Here is a 15756-nt window from a genome sequence, read left to right on the forward strand (position 1 = left end):
TCCATCTCTCGGTCGGTGCGTTCGCTGGTCATCGGGCCCTCACCGCGGCCGTGTGCTTGGACGATCTCGTCACGGTCGCGTAGCCGGTGGTCGAGCCGGTGACCTTGACGGTGATCCGCTTGCCCTCGTCCTTGCGGCCGATCGCGAGCGTCGCGTGCTTCGCGCCGCTGATCCGCCGGCCGTCGGCGTACCACTGGTAGTGGAGGTGGTGGCCGCTCAGCCTCGCCCCGCCGGCTCTCCACGTCCCCGGCTTCACGGTCATCCGGCTGCCGACCTTGGCCTTGCCCGTGATTCTCGGAGTCGCGGAGACCAGCCTGCCGGCGGCCACCGAGTGCGTCGAGGACGTCGCGGTCGCGCTCGTGTAGCCGGCGTACGAGCCGGTCACCCGGACGGAGATCCTGCTGCGGTGGTCCTTCCTGGACACCGTGTACGTGGACCGCGTCGCCCTCGGGATCGCCACGCCGTTGCGCAGCCACTGGTAGCTGAAAGAGGTCACCGGGAAGAAGCCGGCCGACCAGGCGCCCGGCGTCGCGGTCACCGTCGAGCCCACCCTGACCGCGCCGCTGACGCTGGGAGCAGCGGTGGTCAGCGTGCTCGGCTGCGGCACCGGGACCACCACCGCGGCCGACGTCGCGCTGGCCGAGGCGTAGTCCTCCTTGGCCGCGGTCACCGCGACGGCGAGCGCGTGGCCGGCGTCGCCGCTCGTCACCACGTACGTCTTCGTGGTGGCCCCGCCGATGGCGACACCGTCTCGTAGCCACTGGTACGTGAAGGAGTCCGGGGTCGGGCTCCACGTGCCGGAGTCGGCCGTCAGGGTCGCACCGGGTGCGAGCGTCCCCGTGACGGTCGGTCCGTCCGTGGAGACGACCGGGCCGTTCGCACGGGCCGCACAGACGCTCGAGGCGACCCCGGAGCCGGTCACGGCCACCTGGTCGGCGGGCTCGAGGGGGCCTGCGGCCTGGCCGCCCTGAGCCGCGTTGACCACCTCGTCGACGACGTTGTTCTTGGTGTCGGCGATGTAGAGGTGGTGCGTCACGGGGTCGATGGCCACTGCGTGCGGCGTGTTGAGCCTGGTGGTCGCCGGGAGCGAGCCGTTGCCCGTCGGGCTCGCATTGCCGGAGCCCGCGACGGCTCCGACGTTGACGACGGTCGAGATGACGCCGCTCGGGAGCACCTGGCGGATCGCGTGGTTGAACGTGTCGGCGATGAACAGGTCACCGGCGCCGTCGATCGCGACGCCCTGCGGGTCGTTGAGCAGGGCCGACGTGGCCGGACCGCCGTCGCCCGAGTACCCGCCCAGGCAGTCGTTGCCCGCCAGGCCGGCCGCGTAGTCGCCTGCCACCGTGGTGATCTCGCCGCTCGTGCCGTCGACGCGGCGGACCACGTTGTTGGACGAGTCGGCGATGTAGACGTTGTCGTCGGCGTCGACCGCGACGCCGGCGGGCTGAGAGAGCCTCGCGGCCGGCGCGGGCGAGCCGTCTCCGGTGTAGCCGGCCCTGCCGGTGCCGGCGACGACCCGGATCGTGCCGGCCGGGGTGACCTCGAGGATCCGGTTGTCCGAGGTGTCGGCGATGAAGACGTTGTCCGAGCCGTCGACGACGACGTCGTTCGGGTGCCAGAGGTTGACCGACAGCGGCGTGCTGCTCGGGGTCACCGTCGCCCCCGCGCCACCGGCGACACCCGTCCCGGCGAAGCGATGGATCGTCCCGTCGGTGGTGATCACGCGGATCACGTTGTCGCCGCTGTCCGCGACGTAGAGGTTGCCGTGCGAGTCCAGGGCCGTCCCGCCCGGCTGGTACAGCTGGGCCTGCGTCGCCGGACCCTCGTTGCCGAGCTCGCCGTATCCCGCCAGGGAGCCGGCGATGATCGCGTTCGATCCGTGGGCCACCGTGGCGAGCAGGTTGTCGCCGGTGTTGGAGACGTAGACCGTGCCGTCGTGCGCCGAGATGCCGGCAGGTCGGTACAGGCCGCCGGCCGGAGGCAGCGGCAGACCGGTGGTCGGGTCGATCACGGGGTCGTTCCCCGAGCTCGCGTCGTACGCCAGCGTCCTGAGCAGGGGGCCCGTCGTGTCGGCGATGCCGACCCCGTCGCTGTAGGCATACCCGCGCGGCGCGAGCAGCGTGGCGTAGTCGCGGCCGGCGAACGACAGTCCCGAGTCGGACGACGCGATCGCGAGGTCGTCGCCGCCCCCGATCGTCGTGCCCGACGGCAACCTGTAGCCGGTGCCCGCGCCGTTTCGCTGCAGGACGTACCCCGACACGTCGACCGTCGCGCTCGAGTAGTTGTGCAGGGTGACGGCGGTCGCGGTCGCTCCAGCGATCTTCACGGCCCGGGTGAATGCCACCTGCTCGAGATCGATGGTCGTCGGCGAGCTGAGCTTCGCCTTCTGGGTGTGGTTGACGTTGTCGCCACCGGTGAACAGCGAGTTGTACCAGACAGCGGCATCGGGCCGGGAACGGTCGGCCGGCACCGCGTAGTGCTCGGCGGAGTTGTTGTTGGTGGCCGGGCAGACCGACGCCCCGTTGAAGGTGTTGGCCGCGCACGGGGTGTCGACGTAGGCGCGGGAGACCAGCGTGCTGCCGCCCGCCACGACCGAGAGGTCGTAGCTGTGGTCGCCGCCGGAGTTGCCCAGCGAGGAGAAGCCGAACACCAGCACCACGGGGGTCGACGCGGGGAGCCCGTAGTTCGCCAGGAACTGCGCCGTCGTCTTGACGCCGAGGTACTGGTTCTCGACCCACCAGAAGATCTGGGTGGCGTGGGCGGGGATGACGGGGTCGACCGTCGGCGACGTCTTGGAGGTGTCGGACGAGTCGTGCAGCGTCATCGCCGTGCCGCTCTTGGTCAGGGTGAGGCCGTACGCCGCGAAGTCGATCGGGTGGTCCGTGGTGTTGGTGACCTCGCTGTACTCGTAGTAGTCCGTCGAGTTGGTGTCGTAGTTGACCTCGGAGACCAGCAGGTCGTTGGGCGAGATCGCCGGCGCGCCCGGGTTCGTCGTGCCCTTGGTCGGGTAGGCCGAGACGCCGAAGGCGCCGGTGCCGTCCGTGGTCCGCGCCCATGAGGTCGGGGCGTGCGACGTCCACGACGTCTCGTCGAGGGCGGTGCCGTCGCGGTCGATGAGGTCCAGGGTGTCGGCGGCGTCGAGGTCGAGGCCGGCGGCGTGCAGGTCGTCACCGTCGACGACGACGAACGCGCCCGCGGCGATGTCCTGGGACGGCAGCGCGTACGCATCGCCGTCGTCGTCGACGAGGCTCACCGCCGCACCGGTGACAGCGGCCCCGGTGTTGTCGAGCTCGACCCAGTCGTCGGCCGGGCGGCCGGTGTTCCTGACCTCGTTGATCCTGAGGCCGGCGAGCGGGTCGGAGCCACCCGGCGCCGTCGTCCTGGGCCGCACGATCAGGGTGAAGTCGGCCGCGACGGACTGGGCCGCATCGCCCGTGCCGCTGTCGCCCACGGTCACGTGGACGCCGTAGTGCGCGACGGCGTCCGTCGGGGTGCCGCTGATCAGGCCGGTGCCCGGGTCGATCGCGATGCCGGCCGGCAGGCCCGTCGCCGTGTAGGTGTAGCCGGGCGTCCCGCCATGAGTGCCCACCTGGATCGGCGCGAGGGCCTCGCCCTTGCGGACGGAGGCGTCGGACAGCGGGTCGAGCCGCAGCACCTTGCTCAGCGTGAGGGTGAAGGACGTCTTCGCGGTGTCCGGCTGGCTCGGTGTCTGGTCGGAGACGGTGACCGTCACCGGATAGGCCGTGAGGTCGTTCGTCCCCGCGGGCGTTCCGCTGATGACACCGGTGCTCGGATCGATGACGACACCGTCCGGGAGGCCGGTCGCGGCGTAGCTGAGCGTGCCCACTCCCTTGCTGCCCTGCGCCTGGACGGGTGTCATCGGCTGGTTCGGGCTGGCGATGGCGTCGCTGATCCTCGCCACGGTGACGCGGCTGCTCGCCTGCGAGGTGAGCGCGAACCCGGTGACGGCGGTGAAGTCGTGGTCGTTCTTGTCGGTGTCGACCGGGACGCCGCCGGTGAACGTGCGCGACGAGACGTACGCGTTGGACGACCCGGCCGAGGCACCGGACACCGTGGCGGCACCGCCGGTCTCGGCGCTTCCCGGCTGCGTGTACGCCGATGACGCGTACTTGGTCCACCCCACGGCATCCACCACACCGGCGGTCTTGGCGGCGGCGGACGACAGGTCGCCGGTGCCCGTGTAGGTGCCACCGCTCGACGCCTTGAGCAGGATGATCTGTCCACCGGACGAGTAGCCGCCGAAGCCGTTGTTCGACTGGCCCGACGGGTCGGTCGACGTGCCGGCGGTGTTGCCGGCGTTGAGCGCGAAGTTCAGGTCGGGCGTGACGTCGGCCGGCGGGAGGCCGCGGCTGCTGCCGGCCGCGGTGTCGGCGTTGTGCCCGTTCCAGATCAGGAAGGAGTGGTGCGCCAGCACGGTGCCGTACAGCTTCATCGACGAGCAGCTCGTGCTCGTGACCGAGCGGTAGCACTGGTAGTAGCTCGGCGTGACGGTCGAGCCGCTGATCGTGCCGAGCGAGATGTCGCTGTCGGTGGGGTTGTAGAGCTGGACCCAGTCGCTGTTGTAGGCGCCGCCGTCGCTGCCGTAGACGGCCGAGATCACGAGGTGGTCGGGTGCCGACGACGCGGCGACGGCGCTCGGCGAGACGGCGCTGAGCACGGCCAGCCCCATCGCGAACGCCAGCAGGACGGCACACAGCCGGCGCAACCCGCGGTGCTGCTCCATGACCCTCAGGGGCGGCGCGACGTTCATCAGCTCTCCAGTTCGGTGCGGTCGTGCAGAGGGGTGCCAGCAGACCCGACAGGCCGCTATGACGCATGGGTAGTTGAGCGGCCCGAGATGAACGTCCCACCAACGACCGGAATGGTTGCGATGAACAACTATCGAGACGTGGACGCCTCTGGTCGACGACCGGATCCAGGGCTGGGAGAGTGATCGACGTGGACACCTTCGTCATGCCGCTCCCGTTGCCGCTCGACATCGCCTCCCTGACCATGGGGCTGGTGAACATCGGGTCCGCCAGCGGCGACGAAGGACCGATCGCGGACTCGATCGAGCAGGCTCTGCGGACCCAGCCGCACCTGACCGTCGAGCGCTTCGGCGGCACCGTCGTCGCCCGCACCGCTCTGGGCCACCCCGAGCGCGTCCTGCTCGCAGGTCACCTCGACACGGTCGCTGGCGCCGGCGATCCGGTCGCGTACGTCGAGATGGGCAAGCTCTTCGGCCTGGGCGCGTGCGACATGAAGGGAGGGCTCGCGGCGATGCTCAAGGCGGCCACGCTCGGCACCTACGGCCGCGATGCCACCTTCGTGTTCCACGACGGCGGGGAGGCGGCGGACGGGCCCAGCGGCCTCGACCGGCTCGCCGAGCAGCGCCCCGACCTGCTCGAGGCCGACCTGGCGATCGTGCTGGAGCCCACCGACGCTCGCGTCGAGTTCGCCGACGGCGATCTCGACACCCCTGCCGTCGCGGAGCTCCTCGCCCTGGTCGAGCCGGAGCCGGTCCGGGCCGCCGGACGGTCCGGGGCAGCTCGCCTCGAGCGGCTCGGCCTCACCGCTCTCACGTTCGGGCCGGGCGATCCTCGGTTGGCGCACACCGAGCACGAGCACGTGCCCACGGCGCAGCTCGCCGCCTGCGAGCACGTGGTGCGAGAGCTGCTCCGCGCCTGAGGGCGGCCCCGGGCGCGCCCGCCCAGCACTGCTGGGGGTTCAGCAGCACCAGGGACTCAGTAGTACCAGGGGAAGGGCGAGAAGTCGGGCTCGCGCTTCTCGAGGAAGGCATCGCGTCCCTCGGCGGCCTCGTCGGTCATGTAGGCCAGGCGCGTGGTCTCGCCGAGCAGCACCTGCTGGCCGACCAGCCCGTCGTCGATCATGTTGAACGAGTACTTGAGCATGCGCTGGGCTGTCGGCGACTTGGCGTTGATCTTGCGTCCCCACTCGAGCGCCTCGGCCTCGAGCTCGGCGTGCGGGACGACCTTGTTGACCATGCCCATGCGGTGCGCGTCGTCGGCGGAGTACTCGTCGCCCAGCATGAAGATCTCGCGCGCGAACTTCTGGCCCACCTGACGGGCGAGGTACGCCGAGCCGAATCCGCCGTCGAACGAGCCCACGTCGGCATCGGTCTGCTTGAAGCGTGCGTGCTCGGCCGAGGCGAGCGTCAGGTCGGCGACGACGTGCAGGCTGTGACCGCCACCGGCGGCCCATCCGGGCACCACGGCGATGACGATCTTGGGCATGAAGCGGATCAGGCGCTGGCACTCCAGGATGTGCAGGCGGCCCAGCTTGCCGGGGTCGACCGTCGCGGCGGTCTCGCCCTCGGCGTACTGGTAGCCGACCTTGCCGCGGATGCGCTGGTCGCCCCCCGAGCAGAACGCCCAGCCGCCGTCCTTCGGCGACGGGCCGTTGCCCGTCAGCAGGACGCAGCCCACGTCCGACGACGTCCGCGCGTGCTCGAGCACCGCCAGCAGCTCGTCGACCGTGCCGGGGCGGAAGGCGTTGCGCACCTCGGGACGGTCGAAGGCGATGCGGACCGTGCCGTGCGAGATGGCGCGGTGGTAGGTGAGGTCCTGGAGTCCCTCGAATCCCGGGACCTCCTGCCAGGCGGACGGATCGAATGTCTCGGAGACGGTCATGGCGGCGAGGTTACCCGGCGCGACTGCCCGACATGTCGCTATGGTCAGCCCATGACGGACGAACACCTGGTCACCGTGTACGGCACCTCGGTGATGGTCTGCGCACCCGACGGGATGCCCCTCGACACCGACGGCGCCGCGACCGAGCTGGTCGGCGAGGCGATCGGTCAGCGGGCCCAGATCGTCGTGGTGCCCGCCGAACGTCTGACCGACGACTTCTTCGACCTGGCCACCGGCGTCGCCGAGGGCATCACGCAGAAGTTCGGCACGTACGGCGTCCGGCTCGCCGTGGTGGGCGACATCGCCGAGCGGGTCGCCGCCGACACCGCGCTCGCCGGCTGGGTCGACCAGGTGAACCACGGCACCCAGGTGTGGTTCAGCCCCACGTTCGACGCCTTCCAGGCACGACTCGACCGGCGGAGCCCCTCGTCGCGGTGACCCGCACGACGTTCCCTGGCGCAACTCAGATACCGACGGTATGTTGACCGACATGGCTCAGACATTCACCGGCAAGGTCGCACTCGTCACGGGTGCCGCGCGCGGCATCGGAGCGGGTGTGGCCCGCGGCATCGTCGAGGCAGGAGGCCGGGTCGCCCTCGTCGGGCTCGAGCCCGAGCTGCTGTCGGCGCTCGCCGACGAGCTCGGCGACGCCGCCGCGTGGTGGGAGGCCGACGTGCGCGACGGCGCCGCCGTCCAGGCCGCGACCGATGCGGCGGCCGCCCACTTCGGACGTCTCGACCTCGTGCTGGCCAATGCCGGCATCGCGTCGTACGGCACCGTCCGCCAGATCGACGACGAGGCCTTCGAGCGCGTCGTCGACATCAACGTCAACGGGGTCTTCCGCACCCTGAAGTACGCGACGCCCCACCTCGCCAAGACCAAGGGCTACGCCCTGGTCGTCGCGTCGCAGGCCTCGTTCACCCCGCTGGCGGGCCTCGCCTCGTACAACGCGAGCAAGGCGGGCGCCGAGACGCTGGCCCTGGCGTACAAGCAGGAGGTCGCCCACCTCGGCATCGCCGTGGGCGTGTGCCACCCGTCGTGGATCGACACCGACATCGTCCGCAACGCCGAGAAGGACCTGCCGACGTTCCGCCGGGTCCGTCAGCAGCTGCCGTGGCCCGCCAACGGCACCACCAGCGTCGAGACGTGCGTCGAGCTGATCCTGGCCGGGCTGGCCAAGCGCAAGGGACGCGCCTACGTCCCGAAGAACGTCATCGTCTCGAACTGGACGAAGTCGCTGGTCAACTCACCGCTGGCCTGGCCCGTGCTCAAGCGCATGGCGTCGAAGGCGGTGCCCGGCATGGAGCGCGAGGTCGACGCGCTCGGCCGCTTCCACCACGCCCACGTGCCTGCGACGCCGAGCGAAGCGAGGCGCTCGCAGGCAGGCTAGCGAAGCGTGAGCGGCGCGCGGCGGAGCCGCCGGTCGGCGAAGCCCGGTGAGCCAGCAGGCTCGATCAGCGATCAGGTCGTCACAGGGCTCAGACGGTCTGGACGGACGCGGCCAACGACGCCATGTGCCCCAGCCGCGCGACCTCGGAGTTGAGGAACTCGGGCCCCCCGTGTCGTCCGACCACCACGACCAGCCCGTTGCCCCGGCGGTCGCGGGCCGGCGCCGCGGCCAGGACCGTCGACTCCCACTGGGGCACCTCGCGCAGCACCTTGGCCTTGCGCAGACCCAGCCAGTCGTCTGCCTCGGGCACCAGCTTCGGGGCCGTCGGCGACTGGGCCATCACGTGCATCGCACCGTCGACGCGGTCGAGCGCCAGGGCCCAGTCGGTGCGGAACGTCTCGGGGATGACCTCGACCAGACGGGCGATGGCCTGGGCCGGGTCGTCGGTGAAGCGCTCGACGGCCTCGAGGTCCATGCTGAGGTTCGCACCGGCGTTGTAGCGCGAGATCCACTCGACCGTCACGCCCTCGAGCTGGTGGCACGCCGTGATGAGCGCATCGGGCATGACCTGCGGAGGCAGCTCGAGGAGGACGTCGTCGATGACGAGGCCGCCCGCCCGGCGCTCCACGATCTCGATCGCCTCGATGTCGGCGCCGGCGCCACCGAGCGCCGTCGCCAGGGCACCGAGTGATCCGGGCACGTCCGGAAGCTCGACGCGCAGCAGGAAGGCCATATGACCATTGTCACCGGTCAGCATTTCGCTGCGGTTACGCGGGTAGCGTGGTGGCGTGAATCCTGCTGTCATCCGCACCGTCTTTCGTACCGTCGCCATCGCCGAGGCCGTCTCGTGGGGCCTCCTGCTCGTCGCGATGTTCTTCAAGTGGGTGCTCGACGCCGAGCCGCTCGGGCTCACCGAGGGCGGCGTGCCCGTCGCCGGCCCCATCCACGGCGGCATCTTCGTGCTCTACGTCCTCTCGACGCTCGTGTCGGCGCGCGCCTTCCGGTGGGACGCCAAGACACTCGTGCTGGGGCTCGCGGCCAGCATCCCGCCGTTCTTCACGGTGTGGTTCGAGACCTGGGCCGACCGCCAGGGCCTGCTCGCCCCGGCGGCTCGTCGCGAAGCACCCACCTCGCTCTAGCCGGCCGCGCAGCTCATGCTGAGCGCGCATACATCCGATCACCACTCAGTATTGGACGGCATGGGTTCACGGTCGGACAATGGCCTCATGTCTGCCTCCCTGCCCCAGGTCCGCCAGCTCGTCACCGCGATCCCCGGCCCCCGCTCGATCGAGCTCATGTCTCGCAAGACCTCGGCGGTCGCCCGCGGCGTCGGCACGACCCTGCCGGTGTTCGCCGTCGAGGCCGGCGGCGGCGTCGTCAAGGACGTCGACGGCAACAGCCTGATCGACCTCGGCTCCGGCATCGCCGTGACGACCGTCGGCAACAGCGCCCCCCGCGTCGTCGAGGCCGTGCGCGAGCAGGTCGAGGCGTTCACGCACACGTGCTTCATGATCACCCCCTACGAGGGCTACGTCGCCGTCGCCGAGGCGCTCAACCGGTTGACGCCGGGCGACCACGACAAGCGCAGCGCGCTGTTCAACTCCGGCGCCGAGGCCGTCGAGAACGCCATCAAGATCGCCCGCGCGCACACCGGGCGCCAAGCCGTCGTGGTGTTCGACCACGCCTACCACGGCCGCACCAACCTCACGATGGCCATGACGGCCAAGTCGATGCCCTACAAGAGCGGCTTCGGCCCGTTCGCGCCCGAGGTCTACCGCGCGCCGCTGTCGTACCCGTACCGCGACAGACTCGACTCATCAGGAACGTACGTCGACGGGACGACCGCCGCGCAGCGCGCCATCAGCGTCATCGAGAAGCAGGTCGGCGCCGAGAACCTGGCCGCCGTCGTGATCGAGCCCATCCAGGGTGAGGGCGGCTTCATCGTGCCGGCCGACGGCTTCCTGCCGGCGCTCGCGCAGTGGTGCACCGACAACGGCGTCGTGTTCGTCGCCGACGAGGTGCAGACCGGCTTCGCCCGTACCGGCGCGATGTTCGCCTGCGACCACGAGGGCGTCGTGCCCGACCTCATCGTGACCGCGAAGGGCATCGCCGGCGGCCTGCCGCTGTCGGCGGTCACCGGGCGCGCCGACGTCATGGACGCCTCGCACGTCAGCGGCCTCGGCGGCACCTACGGCGGCAACCCCCTGGCGTGCGCCGCCGCCCTGGCCACGATCGAGACCATCGAGCACGACGGCCTGGTCGATCGGGCCGGCGAGATCGAGCGCCTGATGATGCCGGTGCTGCACCGCCTGCAGGCCGACGACGACCGCATCGGCGACGTCCGCGGCCGCGGCGCCATGATCGCCGTCGAGCTGGTCAAGGCCGGCACCGACGAGCCCGACGCCGACCTGGCCCGCACCGTCGCGGCGAGCGCCCACCAGGCGGGCGTGATTGTCTTGACGTGCGGGACGTTCGGCAACGTGCTCCGCTTCCTGCCGCCGCTGTCCATCAGCGACGAGCTCCTGACCGAGGGACTCCAGGTCCTCATCGACGCCTTCGAGGAGACGAAATGACCGCGACAGACCTGTTCATCGACAACGAGTGGCTCCCCGGCGCCAACGGCACGTTCGACGTCGTCGACCCCGCGACCGGCGAGACGATCCGCGCCGTCTCCGACGGCAGCGAGGCCGATGCGACCGCGGCCGTCGACGCCGCCGCCAAGGCGCTGAAGACCTGGCGCCACCTGCCCCCGCGCGAGCGCAGCGAGATCCTGCGCCGCACGTTCGAGCTGATGATCCGCGACCGCGACGAGCTGGGTGAGCTGATCGCCGCCGAGAACGGCAAGTCGCTGACCGACGCGAAGGGCGAGGTGACGTACTCGGCCGAGTTCTTCCGCTGGTTCGCCGAGGAGGGCGTCCGCATGGGCGGCGACTACGGCGTCGCGCCCGCCGGCGGCACCCGCACCCTCGTGACCCACCACCCGGTCGGCGTCGCGGCGCTCATCACGCCGTGGAACTTCCCGGCGGCCATGGCCACCCGCAAGATCGCGCCCGCGCTCGCCGCGGGATGCACCGTCGTGCTGAAGCCGGCGTCCGAGACGCCGCTGACCGCCTTCGCGATCGCCCGCCTCATGGTCGAGGCGGGTCTGCCCGCGGGCGTCGTCAACATCGTCCCGTCGTCGTCGGCCGGCAAGGTCGTCACGACGTGGCTGGAGGACCCCCGCGTCCGCAAGGTCTCGTTCACGGGCTCGACCGGCATCGGCTCGGTGCTGCTCAAGCAGGCCGCCGACCGCATCGTCAACTCGTCGATGGAGCTCGGCGGCAACGCCCCGCTCATCGTCACCGACGACGCCGATCTCGACGCCGCGGTCGAGGGCACCATGATCGCGAAGTTCCGTGGCGGAGGTCAGGCCTGCACCGCCGCCAACCGGCTGTACGTCCACGCCGACGTGGCCGAGGAGTTCGCCCGCAAGCTCGGCGAGAAGGTCGCCTCGCTGAAGGTCGGCCCGGCCGCGGACGGCTCCGACATCGGTCCGCTCATCAACGCCAAGGCCGTCGACAAGACGAACGCCCTGCTCGCCGGGGCGATCGAGGCCGGCGCCCGCGTGACGCACGAGGCGTCCGTGCCGTCCGACAGCAAGGGCTACTGGTTCCCGCCGACGGTGCTCGTCGACGTGCCGGCCGATGCCGAGATCGTGCACGAGGAGATCTTCGGCCCGATCGCGCCGATCGTCACCTGGACGACCGACGACGAGGTGATCGGCTACGCCAACGACACCGAGATGGGCCTGGCCGCGTACGTCTACGCCGGCGAGCTGCAGCGTGGCATCCGCCTCGGCGAGGCCATCGAGGCGGGCATGGTCGGCGTCAACCGCGGGCTGGTCTCCGACCCCGCCGCACCGTTCGGCGGCATGAAGCAGAGCGGCATCGGTCGTGAGGGCGCCCGCATGGGTCTCGAGGAGTTCCAGGAGACCCAGTACCTCAGCATCGCCTGGCCCGAGGACTGAACGCGCGCAGCGAGAGGGCGGCCGTGAGCGCCGTGCGGCGAAGCCGCCCATCGCGAGGCGTGCGGCTGATCCGGCGCGGGTGCAGACACGCACCCGCGCTTGATTTCTCACCAGCGCCTCGTTGAACGGCGGCTTCGCCGCGAACCACTCACGCTCCGCTGGCGGCCGACTGACGCTCGCTCGCGGAGCGAGCTCGGTCAGTCGGCGATGTAGAACATGCGCTTGTTGACGAACTCGTCCATGCCCAGGGGGCCGAGCTCGCGGCCGAAGCCCGAGCGCTTGACGCCGCCGAACGGGATCTCGGCACCTTCGCCCGCCGTGGTGTTGACGTTGGCCATGCCGACCTCGAGACGCTCGGCCAGCGAGCGCGCCCTCTTCTCGTCGACCGCGAACACCGAGCCGCCGAGACCGTAGGTCGTGTCGTTGGCCAGCTCGAGCGCCTCGTCGTCCGATCCGACGGAGTAGACCACCGCGACCGGGCCGAACAGCTCTTCGGAGTACGCCCGCATGTCCTTGGTGATGCCCGTGAGCACGGCCGGCGTGTAGTGCGCGTCGGGCCCGTCGCTCAGCACGCCGCCGGCGTGCAGGGTCGCACCCTTGGAGACGGCGTCCTGGACCTGCTCGTGCAGGGTCTCGGCGGCCTTGCGCGACGACAGCGGCGAGAACGCGTCGAGGGCGAGGGCCTTGTCGGTCAGCTTGCCCACGAAGTCGTCGAACAGGTCGTCCATGACGATCATGCGCTTGTTGGAGTTGCAGGCCTGCCCCGTGTTGTACATGCGGTAGTCCCACGCGGCATCGGCGACCGCGTCGAGGTCCTCGGTGTCGAGCACGACCATGGGGTCCGAGCCGCCGAGCTCGAGCACGCACTTCTTGAGGTTCTTGCCCGCCAGGGCCGCGACCACGGCGCCCGCGCGTTCCGAGCCGGTCAGCGACACCCCGGCCACCCGCGGGTCGGCGATGATCGTCTCGACCTGGTCGAAGGTCGCGAACATGTTGACGTAGGCGCCCTTCGGCAGCCCGGCGTCGTCCATGATCTTCTGCACCGCCAGCGCCGACCGCGGCACCGACTCGGCGTGCTTGAGGATGATCGTGTTGCCCAGCATCAGGTTGGGCGCCGCGAAGCGGGCGATCTGGTAGAACGGGAAGTTCCAGGGCATGACGCCCAGCAGCGGGCCCACCGGCAGCTTCTGCACGACGGCGCGGCCGCCCGTGATGCCCTTGATCTCCTGGTCGGCGGCCAGGGTCGGGCCCTCGTCGGCGAAGTAGTCGAAGATCGCCTGGCAGAACTCGGCCTCCTCGACGCCCTCGGACGCCGGCTTGCCCATCTCGGTCGTCGCGATGGCCGCCAGCTCGTCGGCCCGCTCGGCGAACAGCGCCGCGACCCGCTTGACCACCACGGCCCGCTCGGCGATCGGCACGTCCTTCCACGCCGTGTAGGCCGAGTGCGCCGACGTCAGCGCCGACTCGATCTCGGCGTCGGTGGCGTGGTCGAAGGTCTCGACGACGTCTCCGGTCGACGGATCGGTCACCTGGTAGGTGGGACTGGTCATGGGCGCTCCTTCGGAGAGGTGGGGATCACGCTGCCGGGATGAGCCCGACGTTACCGCCTGGCCGGGCGAGAACGACTGATACGGGCGTAGAACACTGAGAGCGCGACGAATCCTGCCGTCATCACCAGACAGATCGACGAAACCGTGAGCCAGCCGAGGTCGGCGACGTCGAGGAAGCCGTACGGCACCGGCGCGGTCGTGGTGGGCGTCAGCGCGTAGACCGGATCGGCCACCTCGGCCCGCACCAGCGTGTAGGCCAGCCACGCGACGGGAAAGGCCAGCGACCACAGGGCCGTCCGCTCGAGACGCGTGCGCGGCCGCAGGGCGACGAAGCCGATCACCGTCATCACGGGCACGACGTAGTGGAAGATCTTGTCGTACCACCACTCCGCACCCTCGAATTCCGCGTTGCCGGCCAGCAGCGTCGCGTAGACCACGCCGGTCACGGTGATCGCGGTGAGGCTGCCGAGCCGCAGGATGCCGAAGGCCGTGCCGCCTCGGTCCGGCCTCAGCACCAGCAGCACCGACGCGACCAGCACGAGGATGTTCGACTCGATCGTGAAGTAGCTGAAGAAGTTGACGAGCGAGCGGCCGTCGTCGACCGTGATCGCCGTCTGGCCGACCAGCGCGATCGCGACGAGCAGCGCGATGAGTCCGTGCCAGGTGCGGGTCACGCATCGACGATAGTCGTCACCGGGTCGGCGCGCGATCAGTCGCGCTGCAAAAGGGTGACGCCCGACCCCACGGCCGCTGCCAGCCGCCAGTCGAGCCGGCGACCGTCGGGCAGGCCCCAGAGGGCCAGGTCGTACTCGCGGCGCAGCACCCATCGGCGGGCGGTCGAGAGCACGACGTGCCCGTCGCCGGTCGCGAAGTCGAACCGGAGCGGAGGATCGTCCGAGAACCGCCGCACGAGCGCCCAGAGGCGACTGCGCTCGCGTCCGACGGCCGTGATGCCGTCGGCGGTCTCGAGGTGCCAGGTCGAGCGACCGAAGGACGCCTTCACGTCCTTGCGGAACGAGCCGAGCACGACTCCCCGGTCGTCCGTGACCGCGTACGTGCCCCACGTGTCCCAGACGTGGTCGCTGGCGAAGGCGAAGAGCGGCCGGTTGTGCTCGACGTCGGTGTGGAACACCAGCGTCAACCGGGCGCGGTCGAGCGACTGCTTCGCCGAGGCGATGACACCCCCGACGGAGCCGTCGGCACGGATCTCGCACAGCTCGTGGACCGTGCCCCGCCAGTGGCGGCGATCGCGGAGCAGCATCCGCAGGTCAGGACGGTTCACGCGCCCATGATGGCAGTCGATAGCCTGAGGTCCGCCCCGAGGAGGAACGTGTCCGAGCACATCCGTGGAGACCATCACGTCCGACGCGTCGGCTCGTCGCGCCTACTCGTCGAGCCCCCCGTCCGCGTGCTCGGCGACCTGTTGCTGCGCTCCGACACCCGGGTCGGCTGCTTCACCGAGTTCGGCCAGCACGTCGAGGTGCAGGCCGCCGACATCGGCCGCTACAGCGAGATCGGCAACAACTCGACGATCGGCGCCACGGGCCACCCGTTGACGTGGATGGGCGTCTCGGCGTTCCAGTACAAGGCGGCCACGTGGGGCTGGCACCCCGCGGCCGCCGAGGCCGAGGTGATCGACCCTGAGGCCGGTGGACGCCAGTCGTTCCGCAGCGTCGGCCCCGACCGCGCCTGGATCGGCAACGACGTCTGGCTCGGCGCCGGCGTCGTCGTGCTGCGGGGCGTCACGATCGGCGACGGCTGCATCGTGGCGGCCAACGCCGTCGTCACCAAGGACCTCCCGCCCTACACGATCTGCGGCGGCCTGCCCGCCAAGGTCATCAAGAAGCGCCTGCCCGACGACGTCCGCGACGCACTGGTCGCGCTGCAGTGGTGGCGTCACTCGCCCAACCAGCTCGCCGGCATCCCCTTCGACGACCCAGCGGCGGCCGCGGCGGCGCTCCGCCCTCGCATCAAGGCCGGCCTCGAGCCGTACGACCCGGGATTCGTCGAGATCCCGAAGCCTGACGAGCCCCGCAGGCGCTTCGCCCGGTTCCGCTGAACCTCCCCTGCCGGGCGGTGCATCTGGCACCGCATGCGGCGGCAGACGGTCGAGAGGTCACCGACGCGTGCGCGTCGTTGCCGACCCACCGGGACCCAGGC

General features: G+C 70.8%; 13 protein-coding genes. 7 read left to right on the top strand and 6 right to left on the bottom strand.

Translation table 11 applies throughout. From position 1 onward, the window contains the following. Nucleotides 1-28 precede the first annotated feature (28 nt). Entirely contained in the window at nucleotides 29-4771 is a 4743-nt protein-coding gene (locus tag DX116_RS04870; protein ID WP_119703042.1) for an NHL domain-containing protein, read from the bottom strand. Nucleotides 4772-4959: 188 nt separating this feature from the next. Here DX116_RS04870 and DX116_RS04875 point away from each other — a divergent pair, with 188 nt between their 5' ends. After that, nucleotides 4960-5688 carry a M20/M25/M40 family metallo-hydrolase gene (locus tag DX116_RS04875; RefSeq protein WP_199715930.1) on the top strand — a complete coding sequence of 243 codons (729 nt, stop codon included), beginning with the start codon at nucleotides 4960-4962 and terminating at the stop codon, nucleotides 5686-5688. A gap of 56 nt (nucleotides 5689-5744) precedes the next feature. Here DX116_RS04875 and DX116_RS04880 read toward each other — a convergent pair whose 3' ends face one another. Further along, complete coding sequence (locus tag DX116_RS04880; protein ID WP_119703043.1) at nucleotides 5745-6650, bottom strand: 1,4-dihydroxy-2-naphthoyl-CoA synthase; 906 nt, start codon at nucleotides 6648-6650, stop codon at nucleotides 5745-5747. Between the two features lie 51 nt (nucleotides 6651-6701). Between DX116_RS04880 and DX116_RS04885 the strand changes: the two genes are divergently transcribed. Beyond that, nucleotides 6702-7088 (top strand): DUF4180 domain-containing protein, encoded by a 387-nt coding sequence (locus DX116_RS04885; RefSeq protein WP_119703044.1) that lies wholly within the window; start codon nucleotides 6702-6704, stop codon nucleotides 7086-7088. 52 nt (nucleotides 7089-7140) lie between these two features. Next, nucleotides 7141-8040 (top strand): SDR family oxidoreductase, encoded by a 900-nt coding sequence (locus tag DX116_RS04890; RefSeq protein ID WP_119704132.1) that lies wholly within the window; start codon nucleotides 7141-7143, stop codon nucleotides 8038-8040. An 88-nt stretch (nucleotides 8041-8128) separates the two neighbouring features. On the opposite strand, the gene DX116_RS04895 is transcribed toward DX116_RS04890, so the two are convergent. Beyond that, entirely contained in the window at nucleotides 8129-8773 is a 645-nt protein-coding gene (locus DX116_RS04895; RefSeq protein ID WP_119703045.1) for an ACT domain-containing protein, read from the bottom strand. A 55-nt stretch (nucleotides 8774-8828) separates the two neighbouring features. Between DX116_RS04895 and DX116_RS04900 the strand changes: the two genes are divergently transcribed. The 3 genes from DX116_RS04900 (at nucleotide 8829) to DX116_RS04910 (ending at nucleotide 12046) form a co-directional block, all read left to right on the top strand. Further along, nucleotides 8829-9179 (top strand): DUF3817 domain-containing protein, encoded by a 351-nt coding sequence (locus DX116_RS04900; protein ID WP_119703046.1) that lies wholly within the window; start codon nucleotides 8829-8831, stop codon nucleotides 9177-9179. An 87-nt stretch (nucleotides 9180-9266) separates the two neighbouring features. After that, a complete protein-coding gene (gene gabT / locus DX116_RS04905) occupies nucleotides 9267-10613 on the top strand; it encodes a 4-aminobutyrate--2-oxoglutarate transaminase (RefSeq protein WP_119703047.1) in 1347 nt (448 codons plus the stop codon). After that, the gene (locus tag DX116_RS04910; protein WP_119703048.1) at nucleotides 10610-12046 is read left to right on the top strand and encodes an NAD-dependent succinate-semialdehyde dehydrogenase; all 1437 of its coding nucleotides are present in this window, start codon (nucleotides 10610-10612) and stop codon (nucleotides 12044-12046) included. Before gabT ends, DX116_RS04910 begins: the two co-directional genes overlap by 4 nt. 197 nt (nucleotides 12047-12243) lie before the next feature. Here the strand turns inward: DX116_RS04910 and DX116_RS04915 are convergent, their stop codons facing one another. Genes DX116_RS04915 through DX116_RS04925 form a run of 3 tightly spaced genes read right to left on the bottom strand, consistent with a single transcriptional unit; the run spans nucleotide 12244 to nucleotide 14878 of the window. Next, nucleotides 12244-13596 (bottom strand): NAD-dependent succinate-semialdehyde dehydrogenase, encoded by a 1353-nt coding sequence (locus DX116_RS04915; protein ID WP_119703049.1) that lies wholly within the window; start codon nucleotides 13594-13596, stop codon nucleotides 12244-12246. A 50-nt stretch (nucleotides 13597-13646) separates the two neighbouring features. Continuing rightward, entirely contained in the window at nucleotides 13647-14270 is a 624-nt protein-coding gene (locus DX116_RS04920) for a Pr6Pr family membrane protein (RefSeq protein WP_119703050.1), read from the bottom strand. A 35-nt stretch (nucleotides 14271-14305) separates the two neighbouring features. Continuing rightward, complete coding sequence (locus tag DX116_RS04925; protein ID WP_119703051.1) at nucleotides 14306-14878, bottom strand: hypothetical protein; 573 nt, start codon at nucleotides 14876-14878, stop codon at nucleotides 14306-14308. Nucleotides 14879-14926: 48 nt separating this feature from the next. Between DX116_RS04925 and DX116_RS04930 the strand changes: the two genes are divergently transcribed. Continuing rightward, the gene (locus DX116_RS04930) at nucleotides 14927-15655 is read left to right on the top strand and encodes a CatB-related O-acetyltransferase (RefSeq protein ID WP_158591898.1); all 729 of its coding nucleotides are present in this window, start codon (nucleotides 14927-14929) and stop codon (nucleotides 15653-15655) included. The last annotated feature ends 101 nt before the right edge of the window (nucleotides 15656-15756 follow it).

The organism is Aeromicrobium endophyticum (assembly GCF_003586285.1).
Taxonomy (GTDB): Bacteria; Actinomycetota; Actinomycetes; order Propionibacteriales; family Nocardioidaceae; genus Aeromicrobium; species Aeromicrobium endophyticum.

Coding starts and splice junctions, on each gene's coding strand:
- DX116_RS04870 (WP_119703042.1), bottom strand. CDS start 4,771: ATGAACGTCGCGCCGCCCCTGAGGGTCATGGAGCAGCACCGCGGGTTG.
- DX116_RS04880 (WP_119703043.1), bottom strand. CDS start 6,650: ATGACCGTCTCCGAGACATTCGATCCGTCCGCCTGGCAGGAGGTCCCG.
- DX116_RS04885 (WP_119703044.1), top strand. CDS start 6,702: ATGACGGACGAACACCTGGTCACCGTGTACGGCACCTCGGTGATGGTC.
- DX116_RS04890 (WP_119704132.1), top strand. CDS start 7,141: ATGGCTCAGACATTCACCGGCAAGGTCGCACTCGTCACGGGTGCCGCG.
- DX116_RS04895 (WP_119703045.1), bottom strand. CDS start 8,773: ATGGCCTTCCTGCTGCGCGTCGAGCTTCCGGACGTGCCCGGATCACTC.
- gabT (WP_119703047.1), top strand. CDS start 9,267: ATGTCTGCCTCCCTGCCCCAGGTCCGCCAGCTCGTCACCGCGATCCCC.
- DX116_RS04910 (WP_119703048.1), top strand. CDS start 10,610: ATGACCGCGACAGACCTGTTCATCGACAACGAGTGGCTCCCCGGCGCC.
- DX116_RS04915 (WP_119703049.1), bottom strand. CDS start 13,596: ATGACCAGTCCCACCTACCAGGTGACCGATCCGTCGACCGGAGACGTC.